The sequence below is a fragment of the Amycolatopsis sp. WQ 127309 genome (assembly GCF_023023025.1).
Lineage (GTDB): Bacteria > Actinomycetota > Actinomycetes > Mycobacteriales > Pseudonocardiaceae > Amycolatopsis.
This window is the reverse complement of record NZ_CP095481.1, coordinates 7,792,215-7,803,207: the sequence shown is the minus strand read 5'-3', so window position 1 is coordinate 7,803,207 and position 10,993 is coordinate 7,792,215. Positions and strand designations below refer to the sequence as shown.

The following is a 10,993-nucleotide window of genomic DNA, read 5'->3' as shown; positions in this document are numbered from 1 at the left end:
CTGACGTGACTGCCGTACGGCCTCGGCGTTACCGCGTCGCGGCGGCCAGTGCCGCGCGGATGGCGTTCTCGCCGGCCGGTGAGCCCTTCTCGTCGGGGTACGGCCCGTACGGGGTTCCCCACACCGGCGTGCCCGTCGCCTGCCGCCAGCCGTCGGGCAGCGATCCCGCGTCCACCACGCCGTACCCGATGGACTCGACGAACTCGGTCACCGCCGCCTTCGCCGGCGCGGAGTCCCCGGCGATCGGCAGGTACGAACGGTCGGCCGCCCCCACCGGGCGGGCGAGGGCCAGCAGGTGTTTGTGGAAGATGTTGTTGAACGCCTTCACGAGCAGGGCGTCCGGGAGGTACCGCAGCAACAGTTCGCTCGAGGTGAGCGACCCGCTGTCGAGCGCGGCGATGTGCCCGTCACGCTCGGGGCCGTAGTTGCACGTGTCGATGACCGTCTTCCCGGCCAGTGCCGTGGCGGGCAAGTCGGGGAACGCCGTGACCGGCACCGTGACCACCACGATGTCACCGGCCGCCGCGGCCTGCCCGCTCGTCGCCGCGGACGCCCGCGGCCCCAGCTCGGCGACCGCGTCCGCGAGCGTTCCGGGACCGCGTGAGTTGCTGAGCACGACCTGGTGCCCGGCCTCGATCGCGAGCCGCGCGACGGCACTGCCGATGTTGCCACTTCCGATGAATCCCACCGTCGTCATATCGGCGCCTTCCGTCAGCCGGCCGGGAAGTAGTGGCCGTTGTCCAGATCGGTGAGCAGGTCGGGCTCACCGGGCTCCCAGCCGAGGGTCCGGCGGGTGATGCGGCTGGACACCGGAAGGTCCAGCGTGACCACGGCCGCGAGGAACCCGAAGTAGCCCGGCAGCATCAGCTCGTCCAGTGGAATGCTCACGGCGGGCAGGCCGAGACGGCTGCCGATGGCCTCCGCGACCGCGCGGAACGGGATGCCCTCGCTCTCGACGGCGTGCCAGTACCGGCCGGCCGCGCCCTTCTCCAGCGCCAGGCGGAACACGGAGGCGGCGTCGCGGACGTGCACCGCGTTCCACCGGTTCGCGCCGTCTCCAGGGTAGCCGGCGAAACCCTTTTCCTTCGCGACGGCAATCAATGCGGTGAGGAAGCCCGCGTCGGTCGCGCTGTGCATGATGGTGGGAAGCCGCACGACCGAAGACCGCACTCCCCGCTCGGCGAGGCCGACGACAGCGGTTTCCACGACGTTGCGAGCCCGCAGGGTGCCCTGGTGCTCGTCGCCGGCCGGCAGGGCCGGGTCGTCCTCGGTGGCCGGCCGGTCCAGGGTCCGCCCGTTCCCGGGCGAGCCGATGCTCCCGGCCATGACCAGCGGCTTTCCGGTTCCCGCGAGCGCCTCGCCGTACGCGAGCACGATCGGGAGCTCCGCGGCGGCCACGGCGTCCATCCCGCCGGTCGGGAGCAGGTCCTGCCGGTGCGCGACGTGGATGACGCCATCGGAACCGGCGGCCGCCTCCTTGAGCCCGTCGAGGTCCTCGAGGCTGCCGCGGCGCACCTTCGCGCCGAGTGCGGACAACGCCGCCGCGGAAGCGTCCGACCGGGCCAGGCCGGTGACTTCGTGCCCGGCGGCGATGAGGTCCGGGACGAGGTACGAGCCGGCGTGGCCGGTCCCGCCGGTGACGAAAACGCGCATTTTCCTGGTGCTCCTTAATGGGGTTTAGGTGTGCGGTGGTGCGCCGCTCAGTCGAGGATCGTGACGCCGAGCGCGACGTCGAACCCCGCGCCGTTGCGGGCCAGGCCCATCAGCAGCAGGCCGGCGCCCTCCAGCCAGTGCGCCATCGCCAGGCCACCGGCATCCAGCGGGCGCAGCCCGAGGCTTTCGACGAACGCCGACACGCTCGCCTTGGCCACCGCGTCGTCGCCGGCGACGAGCACGTCCAGCGGACCTCCCTTGGCCAGGACGTGCCCGAAGACGGTGTTGAACGCCTTGACCACGTGCGCGCTCGCCGGGGCGGCCTCGGCGATCTCCTGCGCGCCGGAACTGCCCTCGGCGGTGACCAGCACGGTGTCGTCGGGGCCGGCGAACGTGTTGGAGATGTCGACGATGACCTTGCCGGCCAGCGCGTCCCCGTACTGGGTGACCACGGGCACGCCGCCGGCGTGCGGCACGGCGAGGATGACGAGGTCGCCGGCCGGGGTGGCGCCGAAGGTCCCGGCCGTGGCACCGAGGGCCGCGGCCACCTCCTTGGCCTTGACGGCGTCGCGGCCGATGACCTCGACGGTGTGGCCGCCCTCGACCGCGCGGGCGCCGATCGCGCGGGCCATCCCGCCCAGACCGATGATGCTGATGTTGCTCATGATGTGCTACCTCCCGGAGCCGGACAGGACACGTTGTCCCGTCGTCGTCCACTGTCGAGCCGTCGACGCCGCCGGATGACGTGCCCGAACGGCGTCCTGTTCCCGAGGCTGCCAGCGGCCCGAGTGCGTGTCCAAGACCTCTTTCAGCTGCTGCGATACCCTGGAGGCATCGCCGGACCGGGAGGTTCCATGGATCTGGACCTGCGCAAGCTGCGCTACTTCGTCGCCGTCGCCGACAAGCTGCACTTCGGCCGCGCCGCCGATGAGCTGCACATCGCCCAGCCGGTGCTCAGCCGGCAGATTCGCGCGCTGGAGAAGGATCTCGGCGCCGCGCTGCTGGCACGAGACAGCCACGGCGTCACGCTGACCGACGCCGGCCGGCAGCTGCTGGCCGACGCCGGCCCGCTGCTCGCCTCCGCGCAGGCGGCCCGCCACCGGGTGACCGTGGCCGCACGGGGCAGCCGGCGGCTGATGGTCGGCTTCCGCGCGGGTGTCGCGACGGCCCCCGCGGTGAACCTGTTCGCCGCCCGCCACCCGGACGTTCCCGTTGACGTACAACGGATCGAGAGCGACGACCAGGCCCCGATGCTGCTGGACGGCCGCATCGACATCGCCTACGTGCGGCTGCCCATCGACGAGGCAGGCTTGCGCGTCGCCCCGCTCTACACCGAACCCCGGGTGGCGGTCCTTCCCGCCGGCCATCGGTTGGCGGGCAAGGAGGAAGTCACCGAAGCCGACCTGGCCGGCGAGCCGCTGATCTGGCCGGCCGACACCAGCACGCAGCCCACCGGACGCCCTCACCCCAACGCGGGCTACGTGGTGCGCGGGGTGGACGAAACGCTGGAGCACGTCGCGGCCGGCCGGGGCATCTCGTTCCTGGCCCGCTCGGCGACGGTGTTCTACTCCCACCCGGACATCAGCTACGTGCCCATCCCGGATCTGGCGCCCGAACAGGTGTGCCTCGCGGTGGCGGCGTCCCGCACCTCACCGATGGTCGACGACTTCTTCGCCGCGGCCCAGGAGGCAGCCGACATCACGGCGGAGTGCGGCAACTACGACATGTGGCAGCGCGGTGGCGCCGCCGCGGCAAAGCAAGATTGAGCAATCCGACCACGTTCGACGCGATGAAGCCGCATCAGTCCTCTGTGGACGCTTCGCCCCTCGCGTCGCGCTGGCCGCGGTGTGCGGCCATCCGGACCGGGGAGTTCGCCGCGCCGTCGCCCGCGTAGCCGCCGATTCGTTGCACCACCTCGAAGAAGATCCGGCCACCGAGCACCAGCGTGAAGAAGTGCAACAGTTCTCCATGCTCGTCGCGGTCGTAGAGCACCGACTGCCGTCTCAAGGCCGTGAGCAGCTCGGGGTCCGGGGCCAGGCGGGCGTCGAGGTCGTCGTAGTAGTTGCCCGGGATGTCCAGCAGCGGCGCGCCCAGTTCCCGCATCCGCCGCGCGCTCGCGAGCGCGTCATCGCTGGTCAGGGCGATTCGCTGGGGCTCCCGCACGCTCGGTGCCCACTCCCCTCGCCGCAGCAGCGACGACTCCAGAGCGATGCGGACGCGGCCCGAGGCATCGGTCACCGTGCGGCTGCGCACGAGGCCGAACGGCGCCGCGAACTCCGTCACCGGCTCCGGCTCGAGGCCGAGCACCGCGCGGTAGAACAGCGTCGCCTCGTCGAAGTGGTCGAACGGCTGGGTCAGGCCGAGGTAGCCGATCCCGGTCACCCCCGCGCCCGGGCCGGGAGCGTCGGACAGCGTGAAGTCGCCGAGCCAGCTGTCGCCGGTTTCCGCGCCGGTGCGGCAGAAGAAGACCGACGTCCCGTCCGGTGCGGCGATCGCCGAGAGGTCCGCCTCGTCCGCGCGGTGGTCGCGCGGCAGGATCGGCGCCCGCAGCCGCTGGGCGCGCCGGGCCGAGGCGACCGGGTCCGCGCTTTCGACGGCGACCGCGCCGACCGACGCGCTCCCGGTGGGGCCCGGACCGTCGCCGTTGAGCAGGATCCGCGCGTCACCCTGCTGCCACAACCGGACGGGCTTGGACCGGTGCCGGCCCGTCTCGGCGAAACCCAGTCCGCGCAACGCTTCCGCCACCCGCGGCGCCGACACGTCGTCGACGGCCAGCTCGACGAACGTGTGCCCGGCCAGCGCCGGGGCGGGCGGCAGGTCCGCGACCCCGAGGTTCTCCTGCAGGGCCAGCAGGGAGCGCATCGCGTCGACGGCCGCCGGTACCGGGTCGGCCTGGCGGAAGACGTCGTTGAACACCTCGAGCGACAGCGGCCCGCGGTACCCGGCCGCGAGCACGTGCCCGGTGAAGGCGGTCAGGTCGAACGAGCCCTGGCCCGGAAACAGCCGGTGGTGGCGGCTCCACTGCAGCACGTCCATCTGCAGTCGCGGCGCGTCGGCCAGCTGCAGGAAGAACAGCTTCTCGCCGGGGATCGTGCGGATCGCGGCCGGGTCGCTGCCGCGCGAGAGGATGTGGAAGCTGTCGAGGCACAACCCCAGGGCGGGGTGGGCGGCCCGGCGCACGATCCGCCAGGAGTGCTCGTAGGTGTTGACGAACCGGCCCCAGGCCAGCGCTTCGTAGGCGATCCGCAGGCCCCGCGCGGCGGCGTGCTCGGCCAGCAGGTGCAGCTGCTCGGCGGCGAGGTCGTCGTCGTCGACCGCGTCCGGGGACACGGTCGAGCAGACCAGCATCGTGTCGGTGCCCAGCTGCTCCATGACGTCGAACTTCAGCTCCGCGCGCCGGAGGTTCCGCGCGAGCACGGCCGGCGGCACCGCCTCGAAGTCCCGGAACGGCTGGTACAGGTCGATCGACAGACCCAGCTCGGCGCAGTGCTCGCCGACCTCCTTCGCCGACCACGGCGAGGCGACGAGGTCGTTCTCGAAGATCTCCACGCCGTCGAACCCGGCCCGGGCGGCCGCGGTGAGCTTGTCTTCGAGCGTCCCGGACAGGCAGACGGTGGCGATCGAACGGCGGGAGTCAGTCGAGGACATCGGCGGGCTGCCTTTCACGTGGGGTGTCTCCGGTCAGCACGCCGAGGTGACGCAGCATCCGCCCGGCGTCGGGTTCGGCGCCGGTGAACAGGGTGAACGCCTCCGCCGCCTGGAACACGGCCATCCGGCCGCCCTCGAGCACCGGCGCGCCGAGGGCGCGGGCGGTGCGGACCAGCTCCGTTTCGAGCGGGCGGTAGACCACCTCCGCGACCCACAGGCCGGGGCGCAGCAGGCCGGCGGGAAGCGGCAGGCCGGGGTGGGCGGCCATCCCGGTCGGGGTGGCGTGCACGAGGCCGTCCGCGGCCGCGACGTCCGTCGCGAGGTCCGCGCCCGCCGACGCGCGCTCAGCCCCGAAGCGGCCGGCGAGGGCGGCGGCGAGCGCTCCGGCCCGGCCGGTGTCGACGTCGAAGACCCGGACGTGCCCCGCCCCGGCGGTGAGCAGGCCGTGGGTCACCGCGGCACCGGCGCCGCCCGCGCCGAGCACCACGACCGTGCCGAGGTCGACGTCCGGCAGCCCGGTCCGGAGCGCGCGGGCGAAACCGGACCAGTCGGTGTTGTGCCCGATCGCCCGGCCGTCCCGGAAGACGACGGTGTTGACCGCCGCCAGGGCCGTGGCGTCGGCGGACAGCTCGTCCAGGTGCTCCAGAACCAGCTGCTTGCACGGGTGGGTGATGTTGAGCCCGCGGTAGCCGGCGTCGCGGGCCGCGGCCAGCAGCGGGCCGACGGCGGTGGCCGGCACCGCGTGGTCGTCCAGGTCGAACCGCGCGTAGACCAGCTCCAGCCCGAGCCGGCGGGCCTCGGTCTCGTGCAGCGGCGGGCTCAGCGACGGCCCGATGCCCGCGCCGATCAGCCCCGTCAGCACCGTGTCCGGCCGCGCCCGCGACGCGGTGGCGCGGATCGTCTCGACAGCCGAAGACAAGGACACGACCACTCCCGTAATGTACGAACTAGTACGTTATTTGTACCTCATGGCACCGGTGCCGTGAAGGGGCTTCGATCCCTCGCGACGTCCTAGAGTGGGCACACCAGCCGAAGCGAGGAAGGACGTCCGTGGCCGCACCAGCACAGGACGAGGTGGCGAAAGGCGGGCCCGAACGCATCCGCGACGCGGACCGGACCCGCGCCGAGATCCTCGACACGGCCGCCCGCGAGTTCGCCGAAAAGGGCTTCGACGGCGCGCGGGTGGACGAGATCGCCGCGAAGACCCGCACCACCAAGCGGATGATCTACTACTACTTCACCAACAAGGACCAGCTGTTCGTCGAGGTCCTCGAACGGGCCTACATCGTCATCCGCTCCCTCGAGCGGAACCTCGACGTCGACCACCTCGACCCCGCCGAGGCCATCCGGCAGCTCGCGGGGCTCACCTTCGACCACCACGAGTCCCACCCCGACTTCGTGCGGCTGGTCAGCATCGAGAACATCCACCGCGCCGAGCACATCGCGCGCTCGAGCGCGCTGTCCAACCTGGCCAACCCGGCCCTCGACGTGCTCACCCGCATCCTCGCTCGCGGCCGCGAAGCCGGGCAGTTCCGTGACGACGTCGACGCGCTCGACGTGCACATGACGATCAGCGCGTTCTGCGTGTTCCGCACCGCGAACCGCTACACGTTCAACGCCATCTTCGACCGCGACATGCTGGACCCCGCGCACCGCGAGCACCACCGGCGCATGCTCGCCGACATGCTCGTCAGCTACCTGACGACGCGCTGAGCCCGCACGCGATCCGACCGGCGAGCACTTCTCCTCGGAAATTTCTCCCCGGCGCGTGTCGAGAAAGGACGGCCGGCTCCGACCAGTGGGCACCGGCGGCCGAACAGGGTCGCCACCACGGCAGGAGCACGAACGATGACCAAGGTGACCGCGCAGATGTCGATATCCCTCGACGGCTTCTACACCGGACCGCGCGACACGCGAAACCCCCTGGACATGAGCGGCTGGATGCGGGGCCCCGAAGCGCCCGGGTTCTTCCGGGTCACCCGCTGGGTCGTCGACGCCGCGGCCTGGCGCGAGCGACAGGGCTTCGACGGCGGCGAGCGGTCGGTCGACTCGGAGATCATCGAGGAGACGTTCGCCGCGGCCGGGGCCTACGTCATGGGCCGGCGCATGTTCGACGCCGGCGAGTTCCCCTGGGGCGACGAGCCGCCGTTCCACGCGCCGGTGTTCGTCGTCACCCACCGCCCCCGGGAGGTGCTCGAACGCGAGGGCGGCACCTCCTTCACCTTCGTCACCGACGGGCTCGAGCGGGCCGTCGAGCTGGCCCGCGCCGCCGCCGGTGACAAGGACGTCGCGGTGGCCGGCGGCGGGGAGCTCCTGCAGCAGGTGCTGCGCGCCGGGCTGCTCGACCAGCTCGAGCTGCACATCGCCCCGGTGCTGCTCGGCGACGGCCAGCACTTGCTCGGCGCCGGTCTCGGTCTCGGCGCGGACGACGGCATCGAGCTGGTCCCGACCCGGGTTGCCGCGACGCCGGGGGTCACCCATATTCGCTATACCGTCACCGGGCGGTCGAAGCTGGTGCTGGACGATCGCGGGGCCAGCGGCGAGCTGGTCGGACCGGGCCGGCCGGAGCAGAGGAGCGCGCTGTGAAGTACATGCTGCTGATCTACGGCAACGAGGAAGCCTTCACCTCGATCGGCGCGGAGGCCCTCGCCGAGCTCATCCGCGAGACCGACGCCCTCAACCAGGAGCTGTTCGAGTCCGGCGAGCTGGTCGGCGCCTACGGGATGGCCGACCAGATGAACTCCAAGATGGTCCGGGTCACCGGCGGGACGCCGGTGGTGACCGACGGCCCCTTCGCCGAGGCCAAGGAGTACCTGGGCAGCTTCACGATCCTCGACTGCGACAGCCTGGACCGGGCCCTGGAGATCGCGGCCCGCAACCCGTCGGCACGCCACTGGGGTGTCGAGGTCCGGCCGCTCATGCACGAGGCCGACGTCGAGCCGTGACCGACTGGCAGGCCGTCCGGCGGCTGGTCCCGGAGGTGCTCGGTGCGCTGGTGCGCCGCTACGGCCTGTTCGACGCCTGCGAGGACGCCGTCCAGGAGGCCCTGGTGGCGGCCACCACCCAGTGGCCGGTCGAGGGGTGGCCGGAGAGTCCCCGGGCGTGGCTGACGACGGTGGCGACGCGGCGCCTCGCCGACCAGGTGCGCAGCGACGTCGCCCGGCGCCGGCGGGAGGAGGCGGACGCGATCCGCACGCCGCCTCCGCCCGCCGGCGGCGAGGTGCACGCCGGCGACGACACCCTCACGCTGCTGTTCCTGTGCTGCCACCCGGTGCTGACCGCCCCGTCGCAGATCGCGCTGACCCTGCGGGCCGTCGGCGGTCTGTCGACCGCCGAGATCGCCCGGGCCTTCCTTGTGCCCGAGGCGACCATGGGGCAGCGCATCAGCCGGGCGAAGCAACGCATCAAGGCCGCCGGCGCCGGCTTCGCCCTGCCGCCGCCGGCCGAGCAGGCGCAGCGGCTCGGCGTCGTGCTCCACGTGGTCTACCTCGTCTTCAACGAGGGCTACACGGCCACGTCGGGGGCGCGGCTGGTGCGGGCCGAGCTGACGGCCGAGGCCATCCGGCTGGCCCGCGAGCTGCACCGGCTGGTCCCCGGCGACGGCGAAGTGGCCGGGCTGCTGGGCCTGCTGCTGCTGACCGACGCCCGGCGCCGGGCCCGCACGGCCCCGGACGGGTCGCTGGTGCCGCTGAGCGAGCAGGACCGGACGCGCTGGAACACCGAGGCCATCGCCGAAGGCGTGGCGCTGGTGACCGGCGCCCTGTCGCGGGGCCCGATCGGGCCGTACCAGCTGCAGGCCGCCATCGCCGCCGTCCACGACGAGGCGCCCACCGCCGCGGCCACCGACTGGCCGCAGATCCTGGCCCTCTACACGGTTCTCGAGCGCGTGGCCCCCAACCCGACGGTGACCCTCAACCGGGCGGTGGCGGTCGCCGAGGTGCACGGACCCGCGGCCGGGCTGGCCCTGCTCGACGCCGTCTCGGCCGACGAGCGCATCTCCGCGTCCCACCACCTCGTGTCCGTGCGGGCCCACCTGCTGGAGCTGGCCGGCGACCACGACGCGGCCCGCGCCGGCTACCACGAGGCGGCCCGGCGCACCACCAGCGAACCCGAGCGCCGGCACCTCCTGACCCGCGCCGCACGTCTGGGGTGACCGCCGGGATTCTCGCGGTCGGCGGGCTCGTGAGCGTGCCCCGAAGACCGGGACATTTCTCCAAAATATTGGTAAAACTTTCACAAGATCGGGGTCACAGGTGGTTTCCTCTGTTAGGTAACTTTCCTAACTAACGATGGAGGGTCCCCGACCATGTCATCCCGCAAGCGCTTCGCTGTGGTAGCCGCCGCGGCTCTGACGCTCATCGCGCCGCCGCTCGGCGTCAAGGTCGCCGAGGCGGCCACCGCTTCCCCGGCCTCGACGGACAAGACGTACACGGCCGCCGAAGTACTGGCCGGCGTCCAGAAGAACAGCACGACCGCGAACAAGGTCAACTCCAAGCCCCACATCAACACCATGACGCGGTCGCAGAACGTCAACGTGTTCCAGGTGTCGTCGGGCGTCTACGCCTACAGCTCGTCCCTGGCCGTCGACGACGACGGCAGTGACCCCGATTCCGACCCGGACCACCAGGACGAGACGACGTTCCAGGACAGCAACGGCGACCAGCTGGCCGCGCACCACGTGCCGTTCTACGTGCTGGGTGACGACTGCTACGACCGCAAGAGCCCGTGCCCGCACTTCTTCTACAAGGAGCACGGCATCAAGGGGCGCCAGTTCGCGCTGATGTTCTACAAGAGCAAGGTGATCGGCGCGATCTTCGGCGACACGCAGACGGGCAACGACCAGACCACATCGGACAACGACTCCCGCGAACTGGGCGAGGCGTCGGTGAAAGCGGCCTCATCGCTCGGCATCCCCAGCAGCGGCACCACGGGCGGCGTCGACAACGGCGTGACCGTGGTGATCTTCTCCGGCTCGTCCTGGGTCGTGAACGGCGCGAACTCCAGCCTGAACGCCAACGCCCAGGCCTTGGTCCAGAAGGCCCTGGACAGCCTCGGCACCAGCATGGGCATCTGAAGTCCTTGCGAGGAAACAAAGCTGACCGCGACCACCGCCACGAAGGCGACGGCGACCACGGCGGTGGTCGCGGTCGATTCCACCGCAATGCGCATTCAAGATCGCCGCACCAAACGTCCACCGACAGTTCATAAACCCGAATGGCGGTATTCTCCGCCCGAGTCACCACATCCGGTGACGCACATTCAAAAACGGACTGGACAAAAGCTGGACGGTTGTCACTACCGTGCACCCTGCATATTGCACCCCCCCATTCAAGCGGCTTAGTGTGACTGGGCTGCTACGGGGAGGGACGACATGGGGTTTCGCACTGTCCCGGAGGCGTTGCGCGCCGCACGAAGATCCGCCGCTGACGCGGTGGGCGAACTGCGGGCCGTCGACTGCGGGGAACCGGTGGGCACGTTGGCCACGGCGATGCCGGGCGGCACGACCGCCGGCATCGCGCCGGCGTCGGGCCGGTCGTGGACAACAGCCTTCAAAGCCTGGTGCGCCGACGCCGACGCGCACGCCGAGAACCTCGAGACGGCGGCGGACAGCTACCAGCGCGCGGACCAGGCCGGTGGTGACGAGCTGACCGGCGCCGGATCCCTGCGAGGCCCACGCTGATGGTCTCGCTCT

General features: G+C 71.7%; 12 protein-coding genes. 7 read left to right on the top strand and 5 right to left on the bottom strand.

What is annotated here, in order from left to right; all coding sequences use genetic code 11:
• Nucleotides 1–28: 28 nt before the first annotated feature.
• From MUY22_RS35230 to MUY22_RS35220, 3 genes are read right to left on the bottom strand one after another with little or no spacing between them, the layout of a single operon-like run.
• Nucleotides 29–697, bottom strand: a complete 669-nt coding sequence (locus MUY22_RS35230) for an NADPH-dependent F420 reductase (RefSeq protein ID WP_247051496.1) — start codon at nucleotides 695–697, stop codon at nucleotides 29–31.
• Between the two features lie 14 nt (nucleotides 698–711).
• Complete coding sequence (locus tag MUY22_RS35225) at nucleotides 712–1,653, bottom strand: SDR family oxidoreductase (protein ID WP_247051495.1); 942 nt, start codon at nucleotides 1,651–1,653, stop codon at nucleotides 712–714.
• Between the two features lie 47 nt (nucleotides 1,654–1,700).
• Nucleotides 1,701–2,318 (bottom strand): NADPH-dependent F420 reductase, encoded by a 618-nt coding sequence (locus MUY22_RS35220; RefSeq protein WP_247051494.1) that lies wholly within the window; start codon nucleotides 2,316–2,318, stop codon nucleotides 1,701–1,703.
• A gap of 189 nt (nucleotides 2,319–2,507) precedes the next feature.
• Between MUY22_RS35220 and MUY22_RS35215 the strand changes: the two genes are divergently transcribed.
• The gene (locus MUY22_RS35215) at nucleotides 2,508–3,419 is read left to right on the top strand and encodes a LysR family transcriptional regulator (protein ID WP_247051493.1); all 912 of its coding nucleotides are present in this window, start codon (nucleotides 2,508–2,510) and stop codon (nucleotides 3,417–3,419) included.
• Nucleotides 3,420–3,453: 34 nt separating this feature from the next.
• Here the strand turns inward: MUY22_RS35215 and MUY22_RS35210 are convergent, their stop codons facing one another.
• Both MUY22_RS35210 and MUY22_RS35205 read right to left on the bottom strand, forming a co-directional pair.
• The gene (locus MUY22_RS35210; protein WP_247051492.1) at nucleotides 3,454–5,301 is read right to left on the bottom strand and encodes a bifunctional sugar phosphate isomerase/epimerase/4-hydroxyphenylpyruvate dioxygenase family protein; all 1,848 of its coding nucleotides are present in this window, start codon (nucleotides 5,299–5,301) and stop codon (nucleotides 3,454–3,456) included.
• Nucleotides 5,288–6,220 (bottom strand): shikimate dehydrogenase, encoded by a 933-nt coding sequence (locus MUY22_RS35205; protein ID WP_247064265.1) that lies wholly within the window; start codon nucleotides 6,218–6,220, stop codon nucleotides 5,288–5,290. Before MUY22_RS35205 ends, MUY22_RS35210 begins: the two co-directional genes overlap by 14 nt.
• 131 nt (nucleotides 6,221–6,351) lie before the next feature.
• On the opposite strand from MUY22_RS35205, the gene MUY22_RS35200 reads away from it, so the two are divergent.
• The 6 genes from MUY22_RS35200 to MUY22_RS35175 all read left to right on the top strand — a co-directional run bounded on the left by MUY22_RS35200 (nucleotide 6,352) and on the right by MUY22_RS35175 (nucleotide 10,981).
• The gene (locus tag MUY22_RS35200; RefSeq protein WP_247051491.1) at nucleotides 6,352–7,014 is read left to right on the top strand and encodes a TetR/AcrR family transcriptional regulator; all 663 of its coding nucleotides are present in this window, start codon (nucleotides 6,352–6,354) and stop codon (nucleotides 7,012–7,014) included.
• A gap of 135 nt (nucleotides 7,015–7,149) precedes the next feature.
• The gene (locus MUY22_RS35195) at nucleotides 7,150–7,887 is read left to right on the top strand and encodes a dihydrofolate reductase family protein (protein ID WP_247051490.1); all 738 of its coding nucleotides are present in this window, start codon (nucleotides 7,150–7,152) and stop codon (nucleotides 7,885–7,887) included.
• Nucleotides 7,888–7,892: 5 nt separating this feature from the next.
• The gene (locus tag MUY22_RS35190) at nucleotides 7,893–8,246 is read left to right on the top strand and encodes a YciI family protein (RefSeq protein WP_247064263.1); all 354 of its coding nucleotides are present in this window, start codon (nucleotides 7,893–7,895) and stop codon (nucleotides 8,244–8,246) included.
• Nucleotides 8,243–9,454, top strand: coding sequence for an RNA polymerase sigma factor (locus MUY22_RS35185; RefSeq protein ID WP_247051489.1), 1,212 nt, complete (start codon nucleotides 8,243–8,245; stop codon nucleotides 9,452–9,454). Before MUY22_RS35190 ends, MUY22_RS35185 begins: the two co-directional genes overlap by 4 nt.
• A gap of 153 nt (nucleotides 9,455–9,607) precedes the next feature.
• Nucleotides 9,608–10,375, top strand: coding sequence for a glycoside hydrolase family 75 protein (locus tag MUY22_RS35180; RefSeq protein ID WP_247051488.1), 768 nt, complete (start codon nucleotides 9,608–9,610; stop codon nucleotides 10,373–10,375).
• A gap of 297 nt (nucleotides 10,376–10,672) precedes the next feature.
• Nucleotides 10,673–10,981 carry a hypothetical protein gene (locus MUY22_RS35175; protein WP_247051487.1) on the top strand — a complete coding sequence of 103 codons (309 nt, stop codon included), beginning with the start codon at nucleotides 10,673–10,675 and terminating at the stop codon, nucleotides 10,979–10,981.
• The last annotated feature ends 12 nt before the right edge of the window (nucleotides 10,982–10,993 follow it).

What these genes read in the sequence shown, in the direction of transcription:
- MUY22_RS35230 (WP_247051496.1), bottom strand. Translation starts at nt 697, where the DNA reads ATGACGACGGTGGGATTCATCGGAAGTGGCAACATCGGCAGTGCCGTC.
- MUY22_RS35225 (WP_247051495.1), bottom strand. Translation starts at nt 1,653, where the DNA reads ATGCGCGTTTTCGTCACCGGCGGGACCGGCCACGCCGGCTCGTACCTC.
- MUY22_RS35220 (WP_247051494.1), bottom strand. Translation starts at nt 2,318, where the DNA reads ATGAGCAACATCAGCATCATCGGTCTGGGCGGGATGGCCCGCGCGATC.
- MUY22_RS35215 (WP_247051493.1), top strand. Translation starts at nt 2,508, where the DNA reads ATGGATCTGGACCTGCGCAAGCTGCGCTACTTCGTCGCCGTCGCCGAC.
- MUY22_RS35210 (WP_247051492.1), bottom strand. Translation starts at nt 5,301, where the DNA reads ATGTCCTCGACTGACTCCCGCCGTTCGATCGCCACCGTCTGCCTGTCC.
- MUY22_RS35195 (WP_247051490.1), top strand. Translation starts at nt 7,150, where the DNA reads ATGACCAAGGTGACCGCGCAGATGTCGATATCCCTCGACGGCTTCTAC.
- MUY22_RS35190 (WP_247064263.1), top strand. Translation starts at nt 7,893, where the DNA reads ATGCTGCTGATCTACGGCAACGAGGAAGCCTTCACCTCGATCGGCGCG.
- MUY22_RS35180 (WP_247051488.1), top strand. Translation starts at nt 9,608, where the DNA reads ATGTCATCCCGCAAGCGCTTCGCTGTGGTAGCCGCCGCGGCTCTGACG.
- MUY22_RS35175 (WP_247051487.1), top strand. Translation starts at nt 10,673, where the DNA reads ATGGGGTTTCGCACTGTCCCGGAGGCGTTGCGCGCCGCACGAAGATCC.